Origin of the sequence: Marinactinospora rubrisoli (genome assembly GCF_042664915.1) — a bacterium.
GTDB lineage: Bacteria > Actinomycetota > Actinomycetes > Streptosporangiales > Streptosporangiaceae > Marinitenerispora > Marinitenerispora rubrisoli.
This window is the reverse complement of record NZ_JBHTBH010000006.1, coordinates 24,204-49,631: the sequence shown is the minus strand read 5'-3', so window position 1 is coordinate 49,631 and position 25,428 is coordinate 24,204. Positions and strand designations below refer to the sequence as shown.

The window sequence follows — 25,428 nt, the reverse complement described above, 5'->3', positions numbered from 1 at the left end:
GCGATCAAGGTCGACGTCGTCGCCTTTGAGCGCCTTCCAAATGTAGCCGCATCCACCACGGGGCGCACGTTTAGCGACTATCCTATTACTGAATGTCACGCTGTGTTGGAGGGCTGTCCATGGCCCGAGGGCAGAGTATGTGCGGATGAGGGACGGGTCAGCGCGCTCCGGTTGATCTGGAGTCGCTCGGCGTCCGGGATCGGGGGCGGTCAGGGTGGCGGCGTCACGGCGAACCGTTGCTTTGCGAGGACGGTTTCGCAGCCACTCGTTCCGCGACTGGCCACTGTTCGCCCAGTCTCCAGCAATGGTCCGCTACTTCTTCGTGGTGGTGATCGCGGCGTGTGTTGCGCTGGTGTTCGAACTGGCGACGACAACGGTGGAAGCCGCGGACCTCATCACCTTTGGAGCATTGGTCGGCTGCACCTCCGTCTGTGTCGAAGCCATGCGGCGGCTGGGTATGCCGGCAGGAATCTCCCGGGATCTGCTGGGGGCCTGGTGGCTGCCCGCGTTCCTGCTGCTCCCGCCGCTGTACGCGTTGCTCATCCCTATCCCGATCTACGTTCTGCACCAGGTTCGGGTCCGGCGAACGCTGATCTACCGCCGCGTCTTCAACGCAGCGACCGTGGCCTTGGCCGGTTATGTGACATCGACGCTGTCCCGTCTGGCCGGGGGAGGGCTCACACCGAACCTGGACGGGCTCGCGGAGTTCACCTCCTACCCGGTTGAGTTCAGTGGACAGGGGCTACTGACATCGATCGTGTGCGGCGCACTGTTCACGCTGCTGGACACGATGCTGATCATCACGGCCGTCCGACTCAGTGCGCCCGAGACTTCGTTGCGGGAACTCCTGTGGGATCGTGAGGATCTGCTCGTCGACACCGCAGAGCTGTGCATGGGCATCATGGTCACGATCCTGTGCGGACTCTCGCTGATACTCGTGGTGATTGCACTGCCCTCGGTTCTCTTGCTGCATCGGAGCCTGCTCTTCCAGCAGTTGCAGACAGCGGCGCGAACCGATCCGAAGACGGGGCTGTTGAACGCTACGACCTGGCAGAGCGAAGCAGAGGCGGAGCTGTCTCGGGCACTGCAGGTCGGTCGATCGATGGCTGTGCTGATCCTGGACATCGACCACTTCAAACGGGTCAACGACACCTACGGTCACCTCTTCGGCGACCAGGTTCTCGCCGGAGTCGCCAACACCATCACCCACCAACTCCGCCAGTCGGACGTCGTCGGACGCTTCGGAGGCGAGGAGTTCGTCGTCCTGCTCCCGGACGCCGACATGGCGGAGGCGTGCCGCGTGGCCGAGCGGTTGCGTTCGAGGGTGGGGCGCATGGCGTTGCCGGTGGACGAGACGACCGTGACGATCACGATCTCGGTCGGCGTGGCGCTGCTGGCCGTCCACGGGCGGGACCTGATCGAGTTGATGGCGGCGGCCGATCTCGCTCTCTACCGTGCGAAGGACGCGGGGCGGGACCGGGTCTGCATGCCGGTCACCAGCAACCTCACCGTGTCCGGCCCGCCGGACACCGCGCGGCGGCGCGGTCCGGCGGCGCGCGAGTTGCGGGGGCGGCCGGCCGCGGCCGAGTGAACGGCGCCGACCGCAGCGGCGGCCGTACCCGCACCTCCCCGCGTCTCCGTACCGGGTTATCCACAGGGCGGAGATCCGGCTTGCCGGCACTGTTTCCGGTAGCCAAGAGTGGCCGTATGACCACGAAAAAGAACGTCGAGTCCGTCTCCGTCCCCGATTCGGTTCCGACGCTCAGGCTCGGCACCCCCACCGACGTCATCGCGGCCGTCCCGTACCTGCTCGGCGTCCGGCCCCGCGAGGAGAGCGTGGTGATTCTCGGGGTGGACCGTGCGTGCCGCAGGGTGCGTTTCGTCAGCCGGTGCGACATCCGGGGCGGCACGGCCGAGGCGGCGCGGCGGCTGGCGGATCGGCTGGTGGAGCCGTTCGCGCGGCACCGGTGCGACCAGGGCCTGATCGTCGGCTATGGGCCGCCGGCCCGGATCACTCCATGTGTCGACGCGCTGCGCGCGGCGATGGCCGCCGCGGGGGTCCGGCCCCGTGACGTGCTGCGGGTGGAAGGGGGACGCTACTGGTCCTACCTGTGCCCGTCCACGGAGTGCTGTCCGCCCGAAGGCGTGGCCTTCGACGTCGATACGTCCGTGGTGCCCGCGACCGCTGTGGCCGCCGGGCTGGCCGCCCGGGACGAGGGGGAGATGCGCGGTCGGGTGGCTCCGGTCCGGGGCGCCGTCCGTACGGCCATGGAACAGGCCACGGTCCGTGCCGAGGCGCGCTGTGCACGCATGTGGGGGCCGGCCGATCACGGCGGGCGGACGTCCTTCGAGACCGCGCTTCGGGTCGAAGGCGTGCGGGCGGTGCGCGCGGCGGTCGCGGGGGCCATGCGCGGCGAACCGCCGAGCGACCCCGACCGCCTCGCCTGGCTCGGGGTCGTCCTTGTCTCCCTGCGAGTCCGGGACGAGGCGTGGGCGCACATCCAGCGCGACCGGATCGAGGCGCACGTCCGGCTGTGGACGCAGGTGCTGCGGCACGTCGAGCCGGCCTACACCGCCGCCCCCGGCGCGCTCCTGGCGTTCGCCGCCTGGCAGCAGGGGGACCGGGGGCTCGTGGAGGCGGCTTTGCGCCGGGTGCACGAGGCCGAACCCGACTACGCGATGGCGGCGCTGATCCGGCAGGCCCTGCGGCGCGGCGTCTCACCGCGAACCTGGCGGCACTTCACTCCGGAGTGGCTGGCCGGCGAATCTCCGGTTCCGGGTGCAGAGGTACCGGGACGTTCCGCCACCTGGCCGGGGCACCGGCCGTGACGCCCTAGGCTTGAGGCATGCCGGAGTACATCTACCAGATGCGAAACGTGCGTAAGGCGCACGGCGACAAGGTCGTCCTGGACAACGTCTCGGGGTCGTTCCTCCCCGGGGCCAAGATCGGTGTCGTCGGGCCGAACGGTGCGGGCAAGTCCACGCTGCTGAAGCTCATGGCCGGCATCGAGCAGCCGTCCAACGGGGAGGCCCGGCTGATGCCCGGATTCTCCGTCGGGCTGCTCGCGCAGGAACCGCAGCTCGACCCGGACAAGACCGTCCTGCAGAACGTCGAGGACGGCGTGGCCGAGACCAAGGCCATGCTCAACCGGTTCAACGAGGTCGCCGAGAAGATGGCGACCGACTACTCCGACGAACTCCTGGAGGAGATGGGCAAGCTCCAGGAACAGCTCGACCACCGGAACGCCTGGGACCTCGACAGCCAGCTGGCGCAGGCCATGGACGCGCTGCGCTGCCCGCCGCCGGACTCCGAGATCTCGGTGCTGTCCGGTGGTGAGAAGCGCCGGGTCGCCCTCTGCCGGCTGCTGCTGGAGCAGCCCGACCTCCTGCTGCTCGACGAGCCCACCAACCACCTCGACGCCGAGAGCGTGCAGTGGCTGGAGCAGCACCTGGCGTCCTACCCCGGCACGATCATCGCGATCACCCACGACCGGTACTTCCTCGACCACGTGGCCACGTGGATCCTCGAACTGGACCGCGGCAAGCTCTACCCCTACGAGGGGAACTACAGCACCTACCTGGAGACGAAGGCCGCCCGGCTCAAGGTCGAGGGCCAGAAGGACATCAAGCGGCAGAAGCGCCTGCAGGACGAACTGGAATGGGTGCGGTCCAACGCCAGGGCGCGCCAGACGAAGAGCAGGGCCCGCCTCCAGCGCTACGAGGAGATGGCCGCCGAGGCCGCGCAGACCCGCAAGCTGGACTTCGAGGAGATCCAGATTCCGCCGGGTCCGCGCCTGGGCGGCACCGTGGTGGAGGTCAAGAACCTCAGCAAGGGCTTCGGCGACCGGGTGCTGATCGAGGACCTGAGCTTCTCGCTGCCGCCCAACGGCATCGTCGGCGTCATCGGCCCCAACGGTGTCGGCAAGACCACGCTGTTCAAGATGATCGTCGGCGAGGAGACCCCGGACACCGGCGCCATCAACGTCGGCGACACGGTGAAGATCTCCTACGTCGACCAGTACCGCGGGCGGATCGACGACAAGAAGAACGTGTGGGAGGTCATCTCCGACGGCGAGACCTTCATCCAGGTCGGCAACGTCGAGATCCCCAGCCGCGCCTACGTCGCCGCGTTCGGCTTCAAGGGCTCCGACCAGCAGAAGTCGGCCGGCGTCCTCTCGGGCGGCGAGCGCAACCGGGTCAACCTCGCGCTGACGCTGAAGCAGGGCGGCAACATGCTGCTGCTGGACGAGCCCACGAACGACCTCGACGTCGACACCCTCGGCTCGCTGGAGAAGGCGCTGCTGGACTTCCCCGGCTGCGCGGTGATCACCAGCCACGACCGGTGGTTCCTCGACCGGGTGGCGACCCACATCCTCGCGTGGGAGGGCGACGCCAGCTGGTTCTGGTTCGAGGGGAACTTCGAGTCCTACGAGAAGAACAAGATCGAGCGCCTCGGGCCCGAGGCGGCGCGTCCGCACGCCGTCACCCGTCGCAAGCTGACCCGGGACTAGGGCGGCGCGCGGACCGATCGGTGCACCCGGCGGCCGCCTTCCCGGGAGACGCGTTCTCCCGGGAAGGCGGCCGTTCCGGTTCCCGTGGCCCTGGCCGCGACGCGCGGCCGTGCCAGGCCGTCTGTGGCCGGTGACCCCCTCAGCACGTAAGCTGGCAGGCGATTATGACTTCCCCACGCGATGACCAAGTGACCTTCTACGAGGCCGTGGGCGGCGAGGAGACCTTCACCCGGCTCGTCCGCCGCTTCTACCAGGGGGTCGCCGACGACCCGGTGCTGCGGCCGATGTACCCCGAGGAGGACCTCGGCCCGGCCGAGGAGCGGCTGCGGCTGTTCCTCATCCAGTACTGGGGCGGTCCGCGCACCTACAGTGAGCAGCGCGGCCACCCGCGGCTGCGGATGCGGCACCACCCTTTCCGCATCGGCGGGGCCGAGCGGGATCGCTGGCTGGCGCACATGCGTGCGGCGGTCGACGAGCTGCGGCTGCCCCTGGCACTCGACCGGCAGCTCTGGGAGTACCTGTCCCAGGCGGCGTACAGCCTGGTGAACGTGCCGGACGAGTTCGAGCGGCCGGCGGCCGGCGAGGTGCCGAACCCCACCGGCATCACGGTGCGGCCCGCGTCCGAGCGGCCCCGCCCCGACGATGACGACGGCGAGGCGATCCGCATCTCCCTCAGGTAGCGGACCAACGGGCAGCGCCCGCCGCACCCCGCCCCGGCCCGGGGACGGCCACGATGGCGAGGGCGGCGAACACTCCCGCCAGGGCGAACGCGGCCGGGAAGCCCCAGCCGTCGACGGTGAGGCCCATCAGCAACGGTGTGACCGTCGAACCGAGCGCCTGCAGCGAGTTCTGGGTGGCCATCGCGCGTCCGGCCCACGCCAGCCCGGCCGTCTCGGCCACGGCGGTGAAGGTCAGGCCGTTGTGGCTCACCGACAGCACCAGGCAGACCAGCAACAGGACGACCGCCGCACCCGGCAGCAGCGTCGACGCGCCCGCGAGCAGCAGCAATGCCGCGGCGCACGCCGCGGCGAGGATCCGCACGGGACGCAGGCGGCTGCCGGTCCGGTCCGACCAGACCCCGGCGGCGAGCCGTGCGAGCGCCCCCGGCACTTGGCCGGCGGCCACCACGGCCCCGGCCACCGGCGCCGGCCAGCCGTGCTCGTCCACCAGGTAGACCAGCGAGTACGTGGCCAGCGTGAACTGCGGAACGATCAGCAGCACGCTGGCCCCGTGCACCCGCCAGATCCGCCAGTGCCGGTACGGCGAACCCGGGTTCGCGGTCCGCGCCGGATCCCCGCCGGAGGCCGGGCTCCGGTCCGGAGCGGTGGCGAACAGCAGCACGAAGGGGACGGTGGCCAGCGCCAGCACCGCCGGAAGCAGCATCGCCACCACGAACCCGTGGTGAGCGGCCGTCAGCGGCAGCACCGCGGCGGCCAGCGCCATCCCCAGCGGCTGCGCCCCCTGCCGGATCCCCATCGCGAGCCCGCGCTCCCGGGGCGCGAACCACCCCAGCACCAGCCGCCCGCTCGCGGCGTTCACCGGCCCGCCGGCCGCACCCACCAGCAGCAGCACCACACCGACACCGGTCGCGCTGTCGGCGGCACCGAGCAGCATCAGGAACCCGGCGGTGAGCAGCAGACTCACCGTCATGGTGAACCGCTCGCCGCGGCGGTCGATGACGACACCCCAGCCGATCAGCGTCAGCAGCAGGCCCAAACTCGGCAATCCGGCGAGCGCCCCGGCCTGCGCGGTGCTCAGGTGGTAGGCGTCGCGAAGCTCCGGGATCACGAAGGGGACGCCCAGCATCCCGGACACGCTGGCGATCTGTGCGACGACGGCGATACCAAGGATGAACCAGCGACTGCCCCTGACCACCTGCGTCAGGGTAGTCAACACCGTTTACGCGTGATCATCCGGGGACCGGATGCCGGACTTGAACCTCCCGTGACGGGAGGCTCTACCGTGGCGGACGTGATCGGGAGAGACCCCGCCGGGCGGCGGTGGAGCATCGGGCAACTCGCACAGGCCAGCGGCGTGACCGTGCGGACCCTCTACCACTACGACGACATCGGCCTGGTGCGGCCGAGCGAGCGCACGGCGTCCGGACACCGCCGCTACACCGAGGACGACCTGCGCCGGCTGTACCGGGTACGTGCGCTGCGGGCGCTGGGGATGTCGCTGGAACAGATCGGGGGCGTGATCACCGAGTCGGCGACGGACTTGGTGACGCTACGCCGGCTGCTCCGTGCCCAGCTGGCCGACCTGCGGACGCAGGCCGGGCGGATCGAGCGGCTCACGGAGCAGGTGCACGGCCTGCTGCGCCGGCTCGACCAGTCGTCGATGCCCGATCCGGACGAGTTCGTAACGACCTTGGAGATGATCTCGGTGCTGGACGGCCACTTCACGCAGGAACAGCAGGAACGACTGGCACGGCGCAGGGCCGAGCTGGGCCACGAGACCGTCGAATCGGCGCGGACCCGGTGGGCCGGGTTGGTGGCGGAGCTTCTCCCGCATGTTCGGATCGGCACCCCGGTGGACGACCCGCGGGTACAGGAACTCGTCCGGCGCTGGGATGAACTCGGTGCCGCCTTCCACGCCGGAGACGGCGACACCGAGGAAGCGGCCCGCCGGATGTGGCGGGACCACCGAACGGAGCTCAGCCGGCGTCTGCCCTGGCCCGCGGACCAGCTGGCGGACCTGACCGGCTACCTGGAACGAGCGAGGACCGCGCGGAGTCACGGCCCGCAGAACTGACGGGCTTGCCCGATGCCGCTGCGGCGCGTCGAGCCTGCCGCATCGCGCTGTCGCCGGCACAGGCACCCGGCTCGCGATCCTGGACCGCCAGGAGGTGGTGGCGGGCCGATGCCGGCGGACAGCGTGCGCCGGTACGAGCGATCGGCGGCTGGAGGTGACTCGCGAACTCTGGCACGTGGAGGGTCGGGGTACGCGGCCATTCGGCGGCGTACCAGGCGTCAGGGAGTGCAACGGGGCACCCAGTGCGCGTCGGCACCGCGCGGGCCCGCAGGCCGCGCTGCGGCGTGTGGGCCCGCCCGCTCATTGCGGCTGACGACTCCCGACCGCCATCGGTACGACGCCCTGGCGTCTCCGGTAGCGCACGCCGTACCCGGCCTCTCCGGCCGAACGCGGGTCTCAGACCGGACGATCCAGCGGGCGCTCCTCGGCCCTGCGGACCCCGTGCCCGTCCCTGGCCCGGACGCGAAGTTCACAGGCGCCCATCGTCGTGCTGAGGAAGACCCGGATGCCATCTTCCTCCCACCACCATTGGCTGCTCCCCGTGGCCTCCGCGATCGGGGATCAGGTCGGCCGGAGTCCAGCCGAGTCCCGGGAACGGGTAGGCCACCGACCCGTCGGCCCGCAGCAGGACAGTGAAGGGGTGCGCCGTGCTGTGCTCGGCGAGTTCGATCCACTCGCTGAGATGGGGCGGTCGGTGGTGGAACCGCAGTCCGCCGTAGCGCTCTTGGGCACCGCGTAGTCGCAGCAGCGCGTGGTCGCCGGTGCCACCGTAGGACTCGCGCAGATGGCCACGCAGGAGGTCGTCACCCGGACTCCCGCAGCGAGCGCGCGGGGACGCGCCGCGCCCGCGTCCGCAGGAAACGCCGGGCCCGCACGCTCGGGTGTGCGCAGTCGTCCAGGATGCGCACGGCCGCAAGAAAGCAGCTTGCTTCCTGGGCCAGTGCGGTGGCTGCTCGCCGCGTGCCGGGCTGAACTCGACACGACGGGTATGGCGCACGGCGCACGTCACCCCGTCCGGCCACGGCGAGGCTCGTGGTCTCTTCGCGGTGCCGCGGCACGCGGAGACGGCGGTTCGCGCCGCGGCGGCCGGTCCGGCCCGGATTCCCCGGCCGCCGCCGGACATGCCCGCATCGACCGTGACTTCCCAACGATGCACCGGAGGAGGGGCACGTGCCGGGGTGTGGTTCGTGACCGCCGACCCCACTCGTCTAACCTGCCGGAGTGAGTTTCCGCGGGTACGCGCGCAAGGTTCGGGACCCCCGCGAGCCGTATCGACGCCGGGTGGCGGCGCTGCGGTCGTGCGTCCAGCTGTATCGGCCGCTCGGATTCTTCGTGACCCTGGACTACCTGGAGACGGTGGCCGGCCGGTACCGGCGCGATGAGCGGGCCCTGCTGCGCGCGTTGCGCGCCGTGGAGGCCAGCCGCGAGCTCTGGCAGGCGGAGCTCCGGGTGTACACGGCCGCCCGGCGGGCCGCGAAGCGCCGGGGTGAGCGGCGGCCGCCGCCCGGTGCGGCGGACCCGAACCGGCCGGACCGCTGGTACGGCGCCGTCCGGCAGGCGGCGCTGCACGCCGTGCGCTATCACCACACCCGCCGCGGCATGCCTCCGGCGGACTCGGCGGACCCGGTCGTCCGGGACGCCGAACGGTGCGTGATCGCCTGTCTGGAGTCCGACGGCCGGATGACGCCCGGCATGCGGGCGCTGCTCGCGGCGTGCCGGGCCGAGTTCGGCCTACGGATGCGGCGCACGGCACGCGTCGACCCGGCCGCTTACGCCGAAGCCCGCCAGATCCTGACGGTGCTGCGGCACGTCGAGGTGGCGGCCGACGCCGTGGACGACGGCCCGTTCCGGATCCCCCGCCCGCCTCGGGGACGCGGGGCATGACCGGGGATCCATTGGCAGGCGCCGGGGCGCGGGCGGCCGGAGCCGACCGGGTCGGTCACCTGGACCGACGGCGCTCCCTCGGCTCGCCCCGCTCTGGATCACCCGGCCGGGGCCAGGTACTCCGCCAGGTGCGCCCGCTGCCGGTCGTCCAGACGCCGGACGCGCTGGGTCTCGGCGTCGAAGCCGACCAGCACCGTCGTGGCGCGCAGGTACACGTGCTCGTCGTCGCGGATCTCGTAGGCGAGCGTGAAGCTCGCGTTGCGGACCTCGGTCACCCACGTCTCGACGCGGACCGGGTCGCGGCGCAGCAGGAGCGGGCGCAGGTAGTCGACCTCCTGGCGGGCCACCACGACCCCGCCGAAGCCCGCGCCGTCGGGGTCGACGTCCCAGCGCAGGAAGGACACCCGGGCGTCCTCCAGGTAGGTGAGCATCCGGACGTTGTTGACGTGATTCAGCGGGTCGAGGTCGGCGAACCGGATCTGGGCGAAGTGGACATGCCGCCGCGGCGGGTCCCCGTGCTCCGCGCGGCCCGTCGTGCCCGTCTTGGTCACGGCCTCTGCCACTGTGCTCCGCCCTTTCGTCGCCGTTCCCTCCGATTGTGTCAAGCGGCGGGGGCGTGCCGCCCGGCCCGCTCCCGCCGCGGCTCGGGCTACTCGGCCGCCTTGCCGGGCCCGGTCTCCACCGGAATCTCCAGACCGGTGTACCGGGCGAGGAACGCGAGCTGATCGGCGCTCAGCCGCACGCTCCGGCTGACCGAGCGCGAACTGTGCCCGACCTCCGCCTCCCGGCGCAGCACGATCGGCCGTTCCTCGGGGCCGGCCGATGTCGCGTGCTGCAGCGCGGCGCACATCTTGCGCGCGTGCAGCGGATCGACACGGGTGTCGTTGTCGAAGACGGTGAACAGCGTCGCCGGATACCGCACGCCCTCGCTCACGTTGTGGTACGGGGAGTAGGCGAGCAGCCAGCCGAGCGCCTCCGGATCCTCGGCGCTGCCGTACTCGACGTTCCAGAGCTGGCCGAGCCCGAACCGCTCGTAACGGACCATGTCCAGCAGCGGGGCGGAGCAGACCGCGGCCGCGTACAGGTCCGGGCGCTGAGTGATGGACGCCCCCACCAGCAGCCCGCCGTTGCTGCCGCCCATGATCGCGAGCCGGTCGGAGGCCGTCACCCCGGTGGCGATCAGGTGTTCCGCGGCGGCGGCGAAGTCATCGAAGACGTTCTGCTTGTTCCGCAGCATCCCGCCGCGGTGCCACTCTTCGCCCTCCTCCAGTCCGCCGCGCAGGTTGGCGATGGCGTAGACGCCGCCGGCCCGCACCCAGGCGAGCGCCGTAGCCGAGAAACCGGGCGTCAGCGAGACGGAGAAACCGCCGTAGCCGTACAGGATGGTCGGCCGCGGCCCCGAGGCCGCCGCGGCGGGGGACACGACGAGCATCCGGACCGCCGTCCCGTCGTGGGAGGTGTAGGTGACCTGTTCGGTCCGCACGTCCGGCCGGGGGACCGAGCCCGGAGCCGCCGCCCACGACGTGACCCGGCCCTCGAGCGCGTCATAGCGGTACACATGGACCGGCGAGGTGTGGTCGGTGTAGGTGAACCACGCCTCATGCCCGCCCTCGGGGCGTTCGGCCAGCCCGCCGATGGACCCGAGGCCGGGCAGCGGCACGGCGCCGCGCCGCTCGCCCGTGGCGAGGTCGTGCACCGTGACCTCGCTGACCGCGTGCCGTCGCCAGCCCACCAGCAACAGCGGCGTCTCCAGCCGGTCGCCGTCCAGGATCGCGAAGTCGCTGAGCACCGCATCGGGATCGGTCTCGACGAGGGTCCGCCAGTGCTCGTGCTCCGGCCGCTGCGGCGAGGTCACGCACAACCGGCCGCGCGGCGCCTGATGGTCGGTGAAGAGGTAGAGCCGGCCGTCGCGTCCCACGTAGGGCGAAACCTCGGAGTCCACCCCCTCCTGGATCACCTTCAGCCGCGGCCGCTCCGGCCCGGTCTCGTGCAGGTCCGCGATCCAGGCGTCGTTGCGCGACGCCGTGCCCTTGGTGGCGGTGAGCAGCAGCCACCGGCCGTCGCGGCTCACCGCGACCCCGTAGTACTCGGTCTTGTCCCGGCCGGTCCCGAAGACGAGAACGTCGTCCTCCGCCGGAGTACCGACGCGGTGCAGATACACCCGGCGGTGGTACTGCTCCTCGCCCTCCGGCACCTGCCCCGGCGGGAGCCGGCGTACGTAGTAGAACGCCTCGCCGTCGGGCAGCCAGGCGATCGGGGAGTACCGGCACCGGTCGATCGGCCCGTCCACGATCTCGCCGGTGGCGACGTCCATGACGCGCAGCCGCGACTCCTCGTCGCCGCCCTCGGAGATCTGGTAGGCGAGCAGCCGCCCGGAGCGGTCGGGCCGCCAGGAGTCCAGGGTGGTGGCACCGCTGGGGTCGAGCGCGGTGGGGTCGACGAGCACCCGCTCGGCGCCGTCGGCCGGATCCACCGTGTACAGCACACCGTGCTCCTGGTCGGCGGTCCGCCGGGTGAAGAACCGCCGGTCTCCGCGCCAGACCGGTGCTCCGACGAAACCGGCCCCCATCAGCCCCTGCACCCGGGCGGCGAACCACTCGCGCCCCGTCAGCTCGCCGGCGACCTCGGAGAAGAGCGCGTCCTGGCCGTCCGACCACTCCTTGGTACGGCGCGCGTCGGCCTCCTCAAGCCAGCGGTAGGGGTCGGCGACGTCGTGCCCGTGCAGGTTCTCGGTCAGCGGCAGCCGCTCGGCTGCGGGGTAACGGCGATGAGGCATGCCTTGAACTCTATCCGGCGGAGGAGGGCCGCTTCCGGGTCCAACGGCCCGGGCGGTTTCGGACGAACGCGAGGCGCCCGCCCTGCGTCGTTTTGATGACACCCCCGGTAAATGGGGTGGCGGTAACCAGGTCGGACCAAGCAAACTGAATGCGGGACGTTACTCGGCGGGAACCACCCACGGGAGGTCCGTGTGGCAACTCAGGCAGTGCCGGCCGCGAGGCCGGTCAACAGGGAGGTCGCCTGGCTGGCCGATAGGCTGGCCGGGGACGAGACAGCGACACAGCCGGTCGGTACACCGACGGCCCGGGAGCTGGTATGAGCGCCGGGCGCGGTACGGAGGGCGGCACAGTCAGCCGCCACGTGCTGCTGCTCAACGCCAGCTATGAACCGCTCACCACGGTACCGCTGCGCCGGGCGATCCTGCTGGTGCTGCGGGAGAAGGCCGAGGTGGTGCACGGCGACTCGGCGGGCACCGTGCTGCACTCGGCGACCACGGCGCTGTCGGTGCCGTCGGTGATCCGGCTCCACCGCTACATCCGGGTGCCCTACCGGCGGCGGGTCCCCCTCACCCGGGTGGCGCTCATGCGGCGGGACGGCTACCGGTGCGCCTACTGCGAGAAGCGGGCGGAGACCATCGACCACGTCATCCCGCGCAGCCGGGGAGGTGCGCACATCTGGGAGAACGTGGTCGCGTCGTGCAAGACGTGCAACCACCGTAAGGCGGACCGGCTCCTCGACGAACTGGGCTGGGAGCTGAACGTGACCCCCACGGTCCCACGGGGGCTGCACTGGCGGCTCATCAACGGTGAGCAGCACGGCGATCCCCTGTGGGCACCCTACATGGCCAGAACCGCGGCCTGACCGCGCGTCCCGGAGCCGGGACCGGTCCCACCCGGCTCCGGGACGCGCGGGTTACAGGCGGTCCTCGCGCAGTTCGGAGACGATCTGGGCGGTGTCGACGTCGGTCGCCGGCTCACCGGGCGGCCGATCGAACCCTGGCGGTGAGGTGGGCGGCCTGACGCCCACTTGAGTGACAAGCGCGGCGTGTTCTCCCTCGTAGACCCATGCGACGTCGAACGCGTCATAGTCGATGTCGAGGAGGAGCGCCAGCGCGTCGCGCAGCTCGTCCTCAAGCTCCTCCCTGCGCTCGGCTTGGACGGCGGCCCCCACGATCCCGTCCACTTTGGCGACCCACCAGTGGTCCTCGGCGCTGACAAGGACGCGGTAGCACGGCCTGCCCACGGTCACGTCCGTCGACGACCCCGGACCTGTGCTGGATGGCATCGGCATGTCCTCCTTTATCGCAACCGTAGCGACGGTCGTTTCCTTGCCGGTCGGGGACCTGCGGCGGCGCGATAACCCTAGAACGCCCGATCATCAGTTGTCCGGCGGTTCGGCCAACCGGCCGACCGAACCGTGGGTGCCTATCCTGGTGCCATGCCTCGATACGACTACCGCTGCCGCGCCTGCGGCGACACCTTCGAACTGTCCCGCCCCATGGCGCAGGCCAACGACCCGGCCGAGTGCCCGCAGGGGCACGACGACACCGTGAAACTGCTGTCCACCGTGGCCGTCGGCGGCGTCGCCGCGCAGCCCGCGGGCGGTGGTGGCGGCTGCTGCGGTGGCGGGTGCTGCGGCGGGGGTTGACCCGGACACACGCGAGGGGGCGCCGCGATCGCGGCGCCCCCTCGTAGCCTGCGTGGCGATTGAACGCCGGGGAGCGGTCGGCGGCCGGCTACCCCTGCGGGCGGGACAGCTGGTCGACGTCGCGCGCCGCGCCGGTCGAGGCCGATGTGGCCATCGCCGCGTAGGCGCGCAGCGCGGCGCTGACCGGGCGGTTGCGGTTGCGCGGCCGGAAGCCGCCCAGTTCGGCGACGAGGCGCTCCCGGCGGGCCGCCAGCTCGTCGGGAGAGACCTCCAGCGTGATGGTGCGGTTCGGGATATCGATCGTGATGACGTCGCCGTCCTGGACCAGCGCGATGTCGCCGCCGGCCGCCGCCTCGGGGGAGGCGTGGCCGATGGACAGCCCCGACGTGCCGCCGGAGAACCGGCCGTCGGTGATGAGCGCGCACGCCTTGCCCAGGCCGCGGCCCTTCAGGAAGCTCGTCGGGTACAGCATCTCCTGCATCCCCGGGCCGCCCTTGGGGCCCTCGTAGCGGATCACCACGACGTCGCCCTCGACGATCTGCTTGTTGAGGATGCCGTCGACCGCGTCCTCCTGGCTCTCGAACACCTTCGCCGGGCCGCTGAACGTCCACAGCTCCTCGGCGACACCGGCGGTCTTGACGATGGCGCCGTCGGGGGCGAGGTTGCCGTGCAGTACCGCCAGCCCGCCGTCGGCGGTGTAGGCGTGCTCGACGTCCCTGATGCAGCCGGACTCGCGGTCGGTGTCGAGGGTGTCCCAGCGGACGTCCTGCGAGTAGGCGCGGGTGGTGCGCTTGCCGCCCGGCGCCGCGTGGAACAGGTCCACGGCCTCGGGCAGCACGTTGGCGGACCGGATGTCCCACGCGTCGAGGAACTCGCCGACGGTCTTGCCGTGCACGGTGGGCAGCGAGGTGTCGATGAGCCCGCCGCGGGCCAGCTCGCCCAGGATCGCCGGGATGCCACCGGCGCGGTGCACGTCCTCGATGTGGTACTTGTTCGTGTTCGGCGCGACCTTGCACAGGCACGGCACGCGGCGGGACAGTTCGTCGATCTCCGGCAGGCCGAACTTGACTCCGGCCTCGGTCGCCGCGGCCAGGAGGTGCAGGATCGTGTTGGTGGAGCCGCCCATGGCGACGTCCAGCGCCATGGCATTGGCGAACGCCGCCGGGGTGGCGATGGACAGCGGCAGCACCGAGGAGTCGTCCTCCTCGTAGTAGCGCTTGGCCGCCTCGACGACCAGCCGGCCGGCGTCCTCGTAGAGCCGGCGCCGGGCGACGTGGGTGGCGAGCACCGTGCCGTTGCCCGGCAGTGCCAGGCCGATGGCCTCGGTGAGGCAGTTCATCGAGTTGGCGGTGAACATCCCGGAGCAGGAGCCGCACGTCGGGCAGGCGGCCTCCTCCAGCGCGCTCAGCTCGGCGTCGGAGACGCTCTCGTCGGCGGCGGCGACCATCGAGTCGATCAGGTCGAGCTTGCGCACCGTGGTGGCGGTCCCGTTGACGACGGTGACCTTGCCGGCCTCCATCGGGCCGCCGGAGACGAACACGGTGGGGATGTTGAGCCGCATGGCGGCGAGCAGCATGCCCGGGGTGATCTTGTCGCAGTTGGAGACGCAGACCAGCGCGTCGGCGCAGTGCGCGTTGACCATGTACTCGACGGCGTCGGCGATCAGTTCCCGGCTGGGCAGCGAGTAGAGCATGCCGCCGTGGCCCATGGCGATGCCGTCGTCGACCGCGATGGTGTTGAACTCGCGGGGCACGCCGCCCGCCTCGCGCACCGCGTCCGCCACGACGTCGGCCACCTCGCGGAGGTGGACGTGCCCCGGCACGAACTGCGTGAAGCTGTTCGCCACGGCGACGATCGGCTTGCCGAAGTCCGCGGCCTCCACACCGGACGCGCGCATGAGTGCGCGAGCGCCGGCCATGTTCCTGCCGTGGGTGACCGTGCGTGAGCGAAGCGCGGGCATGGGGTCAGCTCCCGTCGATACGAACCTGGGCCGGACGCCCGGAGCGGGAACGGACCGGGGCCCGGCCGGGAGTCGCCGCTCCGCGGGGTCGGCCTCGACCGCCGGTCCTCTCATCCGGGCCCGGCAAATGTGCAGTTCCCTCGATGGTAGCCCCGTCCGCCACCCGGTCGTGTCTCGGGAGCGAAGACCGGCCGCCCACATAGTGAGACGGGCGGTGACGTGTCACCGCCCGTCGCCGTCCTGTGGAGGTCAGTAGGCGGGTGGGAGCACCCGCTCGGCCGCCTCGAAGATCTCGTCGATCTCCTCCTGCGACAGCCGGTCCTTGCCACTGCGCAGCCACTTGCGGACCTTCGTGCCCGTGATGATGTCGACGCCGCGCAGCCGATGGCTGTCCCACGGCATTCCCGGCCCGTAGATGGCCAGGGCCGCCCGGACCGAGATGGGCCGGCCGAGTTCCGCGCTGATCAGCCGCTCGGCGTTACGCGCCTCCTCCAGCGCCTCGTCGATGCGCTCGTTCTTGGAGAACCGGCCGTGGTAGAGCTTCTCCAGCTTGTTCCGCAGCGGAAGCCGCTTGTCCCACGCCTCGGAGTCGATGGCGAAGGCGCCGCGCCGGCCCACGATGAAGTGGTCGATCTGGCCGTTTCCGTCGGAGATGCGGCGCGCGTGCAGCACTCGGTAGCCGAGGCGCTGCATCACCCGCAGTTGCACCTCGGTGCGCCTTTGGGCCGCCGAGGGACGCTGCCACTGCGGGACCTCGGACTTGCGGCTGGCGCGGACCACGAAGAAGGCGAGTGTCCCGACGCCGAAGAGCGCGCCGATGCGCCAGTCCTGAGTGAGGAACCCGGTGCACAGTCCGACAGCGATCGCGATCAGGCCGCGGAGCGCCCAGCGCCGCGGTGCGCCGGGCTTGAGGAGCGCCTGGTAGGAGGCGCGGGCGGTGCCCCCGGGGCTTCTGCCATCACGCGAGCGACCGCGCTCGCGCCGGGGAGCGACGAAGGGGGAGGTCGAGCCCGTCCCGTTGGCCTCGGCCCGATTGCCGGCCGAGGTCTTGCCGTTCTTGGCGCTGGTTGCCGATTCCACGGTGCAGAAGCGTAGTTGCATCTCAGACGCCGTCCTAGTCCATCACGACGCACACTTCCGTTTCCGGCGGATGGACGTTTGTCACGTGTTCGGACGTCTCACAACGGGCATCATGATTATTTGCCATCCTCTCTAGAGAAGTCCGCACCGGCTACCGTCGAGGCGTGACAGATATTCACGACCTCACCGCGATTCAGCAGGTGACGGCGGTGCGCCGCCGCGAACTGTCCCCCGTCGAGATCACCGAGCACTACCTCGCCCGCATCGACCGGTTGAACGAGCAGGTGGGCGCCTATGTAACGGTCGCCGCCGAACCGGCGCGGCAGCAGGCCCGAATGGCGGAGAAGCGGCAGCTGACCGACCCGCCGGACCGGCTGCCGCCGTTGCTGGGACTGCCCGTCCCGATCAAGGACCTCGACATGGTCGCCGGCCTTCCGTGGACGCAGGGCACCCGGCTCTACGCCGAGCAGACGGCCCCCGCGGACGAACTGTTCGTCGAGCGGCTGCGCGCCGCCGGCACCGTCATGCTCGGCAAGACCAACACCCCGGAGTTCGGGCTGCCCTGCTACACGGAGGGCACGGTGGCGCCCCCGGCACGGACGCCGTGGGACCTCGCCCGGTCCGCGGGCGGCTCCAGCGGGGGCGCCGCGGCAGCCGTCGCGGCCGGCCTCGCCCCGGTCGCACAGGGCAGCGACGGCGGCGGGTCGATCCGCATCCCGGCGAGCGTGTGCGGGCTGTTCGGCATCAAACCCTCGCGCGGCCGGATCAGCGCCGCACCGCGCCGGGCCGATCTCTTCGGGCTGGCGACCACCGGCCCACTGGCCCGGACCGTGCGGGACGCCGCGCTGCTGCTCGACGCCATGGTGGTCTCCGCCCCCGGCGATCTCTATTCCGCGCCCGGGCCGCCCGCCGGCCAGACCTTCCTCGACCAGGCCGACCGCGACCCCGGCCGGCTGCGTGTGGCGCGGTTCAGCGTGCCACCGGTGAGCGGCGTCCGGCCGCATCCCGACGTGCTGGCCGCCCACGACTCCGCCGCCGCGCTCCTGGCCGACCTCGGCCACGACGTGGAGGAGATCGACACCCCGTTCGACGACACGCTCTTCACCCTCTTCGAAGAGGTCTGGGCCGGTCTCGCCTCGGCGGCGCCGGTGCCCCCCGGCGCCGAGGACCGGCTGCAGCCCATCACCCGGTGGCTGCGCGAGCGGGCGGACCGCTCCTCCGTGCGCGCCTTCCTGACGGCCGCCGCCGGCCTGCAGCAGCAGGTGCGGGCCGCCCTGCCGCGTCTGGCGCCGTTCGACGCCGTGCTCACCCCCACCCTCGCCAGCCCGCCGGTACCGCTCGGCTTCTTCACCCGCTCCGGCCCGGAGGAGGAGTTCCGCGCCATGGTGCACTTCACGCCGTACACCTCGATGTACAACGTCACCGGCCAGCCCGCCGTCAACGTGCCGCTGCACGTCAACGACGCGGGGCTGCCGATCGGCGTCATGCTCGCCGGCCGACCCGGCGACGAGGCCACGTTGATCTCGCTCTCCGCCCAGCTGGAGGCCGCGCGGCCGTGGATCGGCCGCACCCCGCCCCTCTGGTCGCAGTGACCGGGGAACGTGCCGTTGGTGCTGCTCGCCGTGTTGCTTCCTCTGCCGCTGACGTCACCCGGTCTTCGGCGAGTGGCGTCGGCGGGTCTGGAGGGTCGACGGCTCGCCGCTGCGTGGCCTTGGTCGCGCTTGCCGTTTCGCTCCCCTCTGCCGCCAACACAGAGAGGGCTACGCTCGAGGCGTTGGCGGCTCCGGACGCTCGACGGCTCGCCACTGCGTGCTTCTGGTCGTGCTCGCCGTCTCGCTCCCCTCCGCCGCCGACGCGAATCGGCCTTCGGCGAGTGACGTCGGCAGCTCCGGACGCTCAACGGCTCGCGACTCCGTGGTCAGGCCACATCGACTCCCCGAGGTGCCGCCCGTGGGACTCCGAACGTCAGCAGGGCGGCGGCCAGCGCCATGACCGTCGCCCCGGCCACGCCGCTCGCCGGGCCGCCCGTGTCGATCAGCCACCCGGCCAGCGGCGCCGACAGCGAGACCCCGGTCGTGGTCGCGGTCGTGAGCCAGCCGAACGCCTCGGCGCGGCGGTGCTCCGGCGCCAGTTCGCCCAGCCGCGTCATGGCCGCCGCCACGGTCGGCGCGATGGCGAGCCCGGCGGTGAAGAACGCCGGTGCCACCAGCCACGGCGACGGCAGGCTGAGGGCCGGAGGCAGCAGCGGCACGAGCACCGCGAGGCCCGCCGCGGCGGCGAAGGCCCGCCGGGTCAGCCGGGGCGTGCCGATCAGCCCGCCCGCCACCAGGCCGCCGATCGCCGAACCCGCCGCCCACACCGCCGCCACGCCGCCCGCGAGACCTGGCGTGCCCAGCTCCCGTGCCCACGCAACGATCACCAGGTCCACCGCGCCCAGCCCGCCGACCAGCAGCAGGGAGACGAGCGCGATCAGCAGTAGTGGCCGCTGGGCCATCAGCGAACGCCGCCGCCCGACCTCCGGGCCGGTGTCCCCGCGCTCCGGCACCCGGTGCAGCCCGGCCCTGCGCAGTGCCATCGCGAACCCGATCGATCCCGCCAGCGAGATACCGGCCATGAGCGCCACCGCGAACGGCGCGCCGGCCAGCCCGACGGTGGCCGCGGCCAGCAGCGGGCCGACGATGAACAGCAGCTCCTGAAGGGTCGCCTCTGTCGCGTACATCGTGTCGCGGACCGGTCCTGACGTGATGCGCGGCCACAACGCCCGCCCGATCTGGCTGGCCGGCGGCTGGAACAGGCCGGTGGCCACCGCCAGCGGGACGGCCAGCCACCACAGTCGCCCCGGAAGCAGGGCGATGGTGGCCAGCCCGCCCGCGAAGACCAGCCCGCACACCAGCATCAGCCGGTCGGTGGCGCGGGTGTCGGCCATCCGCCCCCGGACCGGCCCGGCCAGCGCGGTGCCGACCGTCAGCCCGCCCGACACCAGACCGGCCAGCGCATAGGAGCCGGTCCACCCGGCGACGAGGAAGGTGATCGCGATCGCCTGCCCGCCGATGTGCAGCCGGGCGAACAGCGACCAGAAGAGGAGAAGAGGCAGGTGGGGGACGTCGGACAACCGACGATAGGAACGTAGCATTTCTTGGATTATGCATGGCGGTAGTGACGAAATCAGGAGGTTTTCCGCGGCGGCCGGGGCCAGGTCGGGCCACCGCCGGGCCACCCCCCGCGCGGCTTTACGAACACGCCCGCGCCGCGGCTCCGGCCGCGGGCCCGATTAGGGCATGATCGGTTACCGTGAGTGATGTCGACCTGGCTCAACTGGCGGACGAGTGCGGCGTCGCGACGTCCTACGCGGACTGGCGCGGCGAGCGGGTCCCCGTGTCCGTCGACACACTGCGGCACGTGCTGGCGGCCCTCGGCGTCGACGCCGCCCGCCCGGCCGCCGCGCTGCGCGAGCGCCGCCAGGAGGCCGCGGCCCGGCTGCTGCCCCCGGTGGTCGTCACCCGCGCCGGCCGCGTGCCCGAACTGCCCGCCGCGGCCCGCGACCACGCCCAGGTCGAGCTGGACACCGGAGCCTGGAGCAAACCCGGGCCAGACCTCCCGCTCGGCCGGCACCTGCTGCACGCCGAACGCGGCGGCCGCAGCGCCACGGCACCGCTGCTCGTGGTGCCGGACCGCCTGGACCCGCCACCCGAGGTCGGCGACCGGCGGGTGTGGGGACTGATGGTCCAGCTGTACTCGCTGCGGTCCCGCGCCTCGTGGGGGATGGGCGACCTGCGCGACCTCGCCGAACTCGCCGATTGGAGCGCCCGCGACCTGCACGCGGCGTTCACCCTGATCAACCCCATCCACGCCAGCGAACCCACCACGCCCATCGAGCCCTCGCCCTACCTGCCCGTCAGCCGCCGCTACACCAGCCCGCTGTACATCCGGATCGAGGACGTGCCGGAGTACGCCCGGCTGGAGCCCGCCCAGCGGGAGGCGATCCAGCGGCTGGCCCGCCCGCTGCGCGACCGCGGCCACACCGCCGACCTGCTGGACCGCGACGTCGTCTGGCCGGCCAAGCGCGCCGCGCTGGAGATCCTCTACCAGGTGCCGCGCACCCCGGCCCGCGAGGCCGCGCTCACCGCCTTCCTGGAGCGGGAGGGCGCCGACCTCATCGAGTACGCCACCTGGTCGGTGATCGCCGAGGAGTACGGGCACGACTACCGCACCTGGCCGGCCCGGCTTCGCCACTCCGACGCCCCCGAGGTCGCCGCCGAGGCGCTGCGCTGCTGGCCGCGCATCGACTTCCACCGCTGGACCCAGTGGATCCTGGACGAGCAGCTGGCCGCCGCGCAGGCCGCCGCGCGCACCGCGGGCATGCCCATCGGGATCATGCACGACATCGCGGTGGGCGTGCAGCGCGGCGGCGCCGACGCGTGGATGTACCGTGGCGCGCTCGCCGCCGATGTCAGCGTCGGCGCGCCGCCCGACGAGTACAACCAGCAGGGCCAGGACTGGGCCCAGCCGCCCTGGCACCCGCTGCGGCTGGCCGAGCGGGGCTACGGCCCGCTGTTCGGGCAGTTCCGCCAGGCCATGCGGCACGCCGGTGGTATCCGCGTGGACCACGTGATGGGCCTGTTCCGGCTCTGGTGGGTGCCCGCCGGCTCCTCGCCCGCCGAGGGCACCTACGTTCGCTACGACCACGAGGGCATGGTGGGCGCGCTGCTCCTCGCCGCCAGGGAGGCCGGCGCCGTCGTCGTCGGGGAGGATCTGGGCACCGTCGAACCGTGGGTGCGGGAGCACCTCGCCGGGCGCGGCGTCCTGGGCACCTCGGTGCTGTGGTTCGAGCGCGATGGGGACGGCCGCCCGCACCGCCCCGAGGAGTGGCGCACCGACTGCCTGGCCACGGTGGCCACCCATGACCTGCCGCCCGTGGTCTCCTACCTGTCCACCGAGCACGTCGACCTGCGCGACCGGCTCGGCCTGCTCACCCGGCCCGCCGCCGAGGAGCGGGCCGACGCCGAGGCGCACGTCGCCGCCTTCTGCGACCTGCTGGTGCGTCTCGGGCTGCTGGATCCGGAGACCGACCCGGTGTCCCAGCCGACGGCCGTGGTGGCGGCACTGCACGCCTACCTGGCCCGCACCCCGTCCCGGATGGTGGGGATCTCCCTCGCCGACGCCGTCGGTGAGCGCCGGATGCAGAACCAGCCCGGGACCAGCAACGAGTATCCCAACTGGCGGATCCCGCTCACCAACGCCGAGGGCGAACCGGTGCTGCTGGACGAGCTGATGGTCGACCCGCGGCTCACCGCGTCGCTGCGCCGCTCGCTGCGGCCGCTCACCGGCCCGTGGTAGCCCTCGGCCCGAGACGCCGGACGGCCGCCGCGCGATGCGCGGCGGCCGTCCCGGGCCGTGCGGTCGTGGCCTAGGCGGCGGCGTCCTTCGCCCGGGCGCGCAGCGCCCGCTCGACGCCGGCGCGGCCCTCGACGAGCAGCCGGCGCAGCGCCGGGGCCGGCCGCTCCCGCTCGATGTAGGCGTCGGTGGCGCGCAGCGTCTCCTCCTCGATCAGGGCGCTCGGGTAGCCCAGCTCGGCGAACGTCTGCGCGAACTCCCCGGTCCAGTTCCGCCACGCCTCGCCCACCAGCTCGAAGTACCGGCCGACGTAGGGGCGCAGCAGCTCGGCGTGCGCCGGCTCGGAGAAGCCGAGCAGGGTGGCACGGAACTCGGCGTTGGCCATCTTCTCGGCGGAGCGCAACCGCTCCCAGGTCGCGGCCTTCGCCTCGGCCGTGGGGATGGCCGCCCGGCATCCGGCGGCCGACCGCTCGCCCGTGGCCGTCGGGTCCGACTCCAGCTCGGCCTCGATCTCGGCCGCGCCGGCGTGGCCGTGCACCACCAGGCGGCGCAGCAGGGTCCACCGCAGGTCGGTGTCCACGGCCAGGCCGTCCACGGTGATGGCGCCGTCGAGCAGCCCCTGCAGCAGCGACAGGTGCTCGCCGGACACCGCCGCGTCGGCGAAGCCCTGGGCGTAGACGAGCTGCAGGTCGCTGCCGGGCTCGGCCGCCGTGAGCAGGTCGCGGAGCCGGCCGGCGAGCCGGGCGAATCCGGTGGGGCGCCACTCGGGGTCGGCGTAGTTGTACAGCGCCGAGACCGCCTGACGCAGCAGCATCTGCGCCACCGAGACGTCGCTGACCCCGCCGATGCCCGAGATGACGAGGCTGACGTAGTCGCGGGCGGCCATCTCGGCGTCGCGGGTCATGTCCCACGCGGCCGAGAAGCACAGCGCGCGCGGCAGCGAGCCGCGGATGTCGCCGATCGACTCGATCACCGTGCGCAGCGACCGCTCGTCCAGCCGGATCTTGGTGAACGTCAGGTCGTCGTCGTTGACCAGCACCAGGTCCGGCTGGGCCTGCCCGACCAGCTCCGGCACCTCGGTCCGCTCGCCGGCGACGTCCAGCTCGACGCGCTCCCGGCGCACGATGCCGTCCTCGGTGCGGTCGTACAGCCCGATGGCCAGACGGTGCGACCGCAGGGTCGGGTGCTCCGCGGTGGCCTCCTGCAGCACGGCGAAGGAGGTGAACGCGCCGTCCTCGCCCACCGTGAACTCCGGCCGCATGGTGTTGACGCCCGCCGTCTCCAGCCACTCGCGCGACCACGTGGACAGATCCCGGCCCGACGCCGCCTCCAGCTGGCGGAGCAGGTCGCCCAGCTCGGTGTTGCCCCACGCGTGCTCGGCGAAGTAGGCGCGCACCCCGGCGAAGAACGCGTCCACGCCCACGTAGGCCACCAGCTGCTTGAGGACCGAGGCGCCCTTGGCGTAGGTGATGCCGTCGAAGTTCACCTCGACGGCCTGCATGTCGGGGATGTCGGCGGCGATGGGGTGCGTTGAGGGCAGTTGGTCCTGGCGCAGCGCCCACGCCTTCTCCACGTTGGCGAAGGTCGTCCAGGCGTCCTTCCACCGGGTGGCCTCGGCCTGGCAGTAGACGCTGGCGAACGTCGCGAACGACTCGTTCAGCCACAGGTCGTCCCACCAGCGCATGGTGACGAGGTCGCCGAACCACATGTGCGCCATCTCGTGCAGGATGGTCTCGGCACGGCGCTCGTAGCGGGCGTCGGTCACCCGCGAACGGAAGACGTAGTCCTCCAGGAACGTCACCGCGCCGGCGTTCTCCATGGCCCCGGCGTTGAACTCCGGCACGAACAGCTGGTCGTACTTCTCGAACGGGTACCGCAGGCCGAACAGCCGGTGGTAGAAGTCGAAGCCCTGCTTGGTGACCTCCAGGATCGCGTCGGCGTCCAGGTGCTCGGCCAGCGAGGCGCGGCAGTAGACGCCCAGCGGGATTCCGTCGTGCTCGTCGCGCACCGCGTGGTACGGGCCGGCGATCAGCGCGGTGATGTAGGTGGAGACCGGTTTGGTGGGCGGGAAGTGCCAGCGCGCCCCGGACCGCTCCGGGTCGGCCACGGGTTCACGGGAGACGTCGGGGGCGGTGTTGGACACCACCTCGAAGTCCGCCGGAGCAAGGACGGTCAGCTCGAAGGTCGCCTTGAGGTCCGGCTGGTCGAAGCACGCGTACATCCGGTGCGCGTCGGCCGTCTCGAACTGCGTGTACAGGTAGGCGTTGCCGTCCACCGGGTCGACGAAGCGGTGCAGGCCCTCGCCGGTGCGCATGTAGGCGGCGTCGGCCGAGACCCGCAGCTCGTTCGTGGCGGCCAGGCCGGGGAGCGTGATGCGGCCGTCGGCGACCACCTCGGCGGGGTCCAGGGCACGTCCGTTCAGCACCACGGAGCGCACCCGGGGCGCCACGAGGTCCACGAAGGTGCTGGAGCCCGGCTCGGAACAGTCGAACCGGATCACCGTGGTGGACGCGAACGTCTGATCGCCTCCGGTGAGGTCGAGCTCGACGTCGTAAGAGGCGACGTCGAGGATGCGAGCCCGTTCCCTCGCCTCGTCGCGCGTCAGGTTGCCCGCCACGTACCGCTCCCTTCAGGGCCGCCCGTCCTCGCCGGCCGTGATGGCCGGCCGCCGGCGCCGCGGACGGCGGCACGGGTGGCGGCCTCGGTTATCGGTTGGATTCCGGAAACGATCCTGCCACGCATCACCCCGGAATGCGGAACCCACCACGGTGGTTGGCCCATGGTGGAAGTCGCCGGATACGGCCACCGGAACGCGCGGGCCGCCCGGCGCGATCGTGGGACGCGGAAAGAGGTGGGCGAGCTTGACCGAGACCCCGACACCGGTCGACCTGTGGTTCGATCCGGTATGCCCGTGGGCGTGGATGACCTCGCGCTGGCTGCTCGAAGTGGAGAAGGTCCGGCCGGTGCGGGCGCGCTGGCACGTGATGAGCCTGGCCGTGCTCAACGAGGACAAGGACGTCCCCGAGGAGTACCGCAGGATGCTGCCCGACACGTGGCGATACGTGCGGGTGTGCGTCGCCGCCGAGCAGCGGCTCGGCGCCGAGGTGCTGGGGCCGCTCTACACGGCGCTCGGCACCCGGCTGCACAACCGCAAGGAGCCCCGCGGGCTGGACACGATCGCGGCCGCGCTCGCCGACGCCGAACTGCCCGCCGACCTGATCGAGGCGGCCGACTCCACTGACTACGATGAGGCCGTGCGCGCGTCCCACGCGGACGGGATCGAGCGGGTCGGTCAGGAGGTCGGCACCCCGGTGATCTCGGTCGAGGGCGTCTCCTTCTTCGGCCCGGTGGTCTCTCCCGCCCCCAAGGGCGAGGCGGCCGGCCGGTTGTGGGACGGCGTTCTGCTGGTGGCGGGAACCGACGGCTTCTTCGAACTGAAGCGCAGCCGCACCCGCGATCCCATCTTCGAGTAGCCGAGAC

19 protein-coding genes are annotated in these 25,428 nt (G+C 72.1%); 11 read left to right on the top strand and 8 right to left on the bottom strand.

Going from position 1 to position 25,428, the window contains the following annotated elements:
- The first annotated feature begins 304 nt into the window (after positions 1–304).
- From ACFQRF_RS13595 to ACFQRF_RS13580, 4 genes are all read left to right on the top strand, one after another.
- Positions 305–1,591, top strand: coding sequence for a GGDEF domain-containing protein (locus ACFQRF_RS13595; protein ID WP_379871440.1), 1,287 nt, complete (start codon positions 305–307; stop codon positions 1,589–1,591).
- A gap of 116 nt (positions 1,592–1,707) precedes the next feature.
- On the top strand, positions 1,708–2,829 hold the full coding sequence (locus tag ACFQRF_RS13590) for a DUF4192 domain-containing protein (RefSeq protein ID WP_379871439.1): 1,122 nt from the start codon (positions 1,708–1,710) through the stop codon (positions 2,827–2,829).
- A 17-nt stretch (positions 2,830–2,846) separates the two neighbouring features.
- Positions 2,847–4,511 (top strand): energy-dependent translational throttle protein EttA, encoded by a 1,665-nt coding sequence (ettA, locus tag ACFQRF_RS13585; RefSeq protein ID WP_379871438.1) that lies wholly within the window; start codon positions 2,847–2,849, stop codon positions 4,509–4,511.
- Positions 4,512–4,699: 188 nt separating this feature from the next.
- Positions 4,700–5,191 (top strand): globin, encoded by a 492-nt coding sequence (locus tag ACFQRF_RS13580; protein ID WP_379871437.1) that lies wholly within the window; start codon positions 4,700–4,702, stop codon positions 5,189–5,191.
- On the opposite strand, the gene ACFQRF_RS13575 is transcribed toward ACFQRF_RS13580, so the two are convergent.
- Positions 5,184–6,386 carry an MFS transporter gene (locus ACFQRF_RS13575; protein ID WP_379871436.1) on the bottom strand — a complete coding sequence of 401 codons (1,203 nt, stop codon included), beginning with the start codon at positions 6,384–6,386 and terminating at the stop codon, positions 5,184–5,186. The genes ACFQRF_RS13580 and ACFQRF_RS13575 overlap by 8 nt on opposite strands.
- Before the next feature lie 96 nt (positions 6,387–6,482).
- Between ACFQRF_RS13575 and ACFQRF_RS13570 the strand changes: the two genes are divergently transcribed.
- Both ACFQRF_RS13570 and ACFQRF_RS13565 read left to right on the top strand, forming a co-directional pair.
- Positions 6,483–7,265: a MerR family transcriptional regulator gene (locus ACFQRF_RS13570; protein ID WP_379871435.1), complete on the top strand. Its 783-nt coding sequence runs from the start codon at positions 6,483–6,485 to the stop codon at positions 7,263–7,265.
- Between the two features lie 1,221 nt (positions 7,266–8,486).
- Entirely contained in the window at positions 8,487–9,149 is a 663-nt protein-coding gene (locus tag ACFQRF_RS13565; RefSeq protein ID WP_379871434.1) for a hypothetical protein, read from the top strand.
- Positions 9,150–9,247: 98 nt separating this feature from the next.
- On the opposite strand, the gene ACFQRF_RS13560 is transcribed toward ACFQRF_RS13565, so the two are convergent.
- Positions 9,248–9,700, bottom strand: coding sequence for an acyl-CoA thioesterase (locus ACFQRF_RS13560; RefSeq protein WP_379871433.1), 453 nt, complete (start codon positions 9,698–9,700; stop codon positions 9,248–9,250).
- 98 nt (positions 9,701–9,798) lie between these two features.
- The gene (locus ACFQRF_RS13555) at positions 9,799–11,925 is read right to left on the bottom strand and encodes a prolyl oligopeptidase family serine peptidase (protein ID WP_379871432.1); all 2,127 of its coding nucleotides are present in this window, start codon (positions 11,923–11,925) and stop codon (positions 9,799–9,801) included.
- Positions 11,926–12,287: 362 nt separating this feature from the next.
- Here ACFQRF_RS13555 and ACFQRF_RS13550 point away from each other — a divergent pair, with 362 nt between their 5' ends.
- Positions 12,288–12,788 carry an HNH endonuclease gene (locus ACFQRF_RS13550; RefSeq protein ID WP_379871748.1) on the top strand — a complete coding sequence of 167 codons (501 nt, stop codon included), beginning with the start codon at positions 12,288–12,290 and terminating at the stop codon, positions 12,786–12,788.
- A 51-nt stretch (positions 12,789–12,839) separates the two neighbouring features.
- Here the strand turns inward: ACFQRF_RS13550 and ACFQRF_RS13545 are convergent, their stop codons facing one another.
- Positions 12,840–13,211 (bottom strand): hypothetical protein, encoded by a 372-nt coding sequence (locus ACFQRF_RS13545; protein ID WP_379871431.1) that lies wholly within the window; start codon positions 13,209–13,211, stop codon positions 12,840–12,842.
- Between the two features lie 153 nt (positions 13,212–13,364).
- On the opposite strand from ACFQRF_RS13545, the gene ACFQRF_RS13540 reads away from it, so the two are divergent.
- Entirely contained in the window at positions 13,365–13,574 is a 210-nt protein-coding gene (locus tag ACFQRF_RS13540) for an FmdB family zinc ribbon protein (protein WP_379871430.1), read from the top strand.
- Positions 13,575–13,662: 88 nt separating this feature from the next.
- On the opposite strand, the gene ilvD is transcribed toward ACFQRF_RS13540, so the two are convergent.
- Entirely contained in the window at positions 13,663–15,534 is a 1,872-nt protein-coding gene (gene ilvD / locus ACFQRF_RS13535; RefSeq protein ID WP_379871429.1) for a dihydroxy-acid dehydratase, read from the bottom strand.
- 249 nt (positions 15,535–15,783) lie between these two features.
- The gene (locus tag ACFQRF_RS13530; RefSeq protein ID WP_379871428.1) at positions 15,784–16,614 is read right to left on the bottom strand and encodes a nuclease-related domain-containing protein; all 831 of its coding nucleotides are present in this window, start codon (positions 16,612–16,614) and stop codon (positions 15,784–15,786) included.
- Positions 16,615–16,778: 164 nt separating this feature from the next.
- On the opposite strand from ACFQRF_RS13530, the gene ACFQRF_RS13525 reads away from it, so the two are divergent.
- The gene (locus tag ACFQRF_RS13525) at positions 16,779–18,206 is read left to right on the top strand and encodes an amidase (protein ID WP_379871427.1); all 1,428 of its coding nucleotides are present in this window, start codon (positions 16,779–16,781) and stop codon (positions 18,204–18,206) included.
- Positions 18,207–18,532: 326 nt separating this feature from the next.
- Here ACFQRF_RS13525 and ACFQRF_RS13520 read toward each other — a convergent pair whose 3' ends face one another.
- Positions 18,533–19,747 (bottom strand): MFS transporter, encoded by a 1,215-nt coding sequence (locus ACFQRF_RS13520; protein WP_379871426.1) that lies wholly within the window; start codon positions 19,745–19,747, stop codon positions 18,533–18,535.
- Between the two features lie 158 nt (positions 19,748–19,905).
- Between ACFQRF_RS13520 and malQ the strand changes: the two genes are divergently transcribed.
- Positions 19,906–21,951, top strand: coding sequence for a 4-alpha-glucanotransferase (gene malQ / locus ACFQRF_RS13515; protein ID WP_379871425.1), 2,046 nt, complete (start codon positions 19,906–19,908; stop codon positions 21,949–21,951).
- A gap of 70 nt (positions 21,952–22,021) precedes the next feature.
- Here the strand turns inward: malQ and pepN are convergent, their stop codons facing one another.
- Positions 22,022–24,565, bottom strand: coding sequence for an aminopeptidase N (gene pepN, locus ACFQRF_RS13510; RefSeq protein WP_379871424.1), 2,544 nt, complete (start codon positions 24,563–24,565; stop codon positions 22,022–22,024).
- A 244-nt stretch (positions 24,566–24,809) separates the two neighbouring features.
- On the opposite strand from pepN, the gene ACFQRF_RS13505 reads away from it, so the two are divergent.
- Entirely contained in the window at positions 24,810–25,421 is a 612-nt protein-coding gene (locus tag ACFQRF_RS13505) for a mycothiol-dependent nitroreductase Rv2466c family protein (protein ID WP_379871423.1), read from the top strand.
- Positions 25,422–25,428 lie beyond the last annotated feature (7 nt).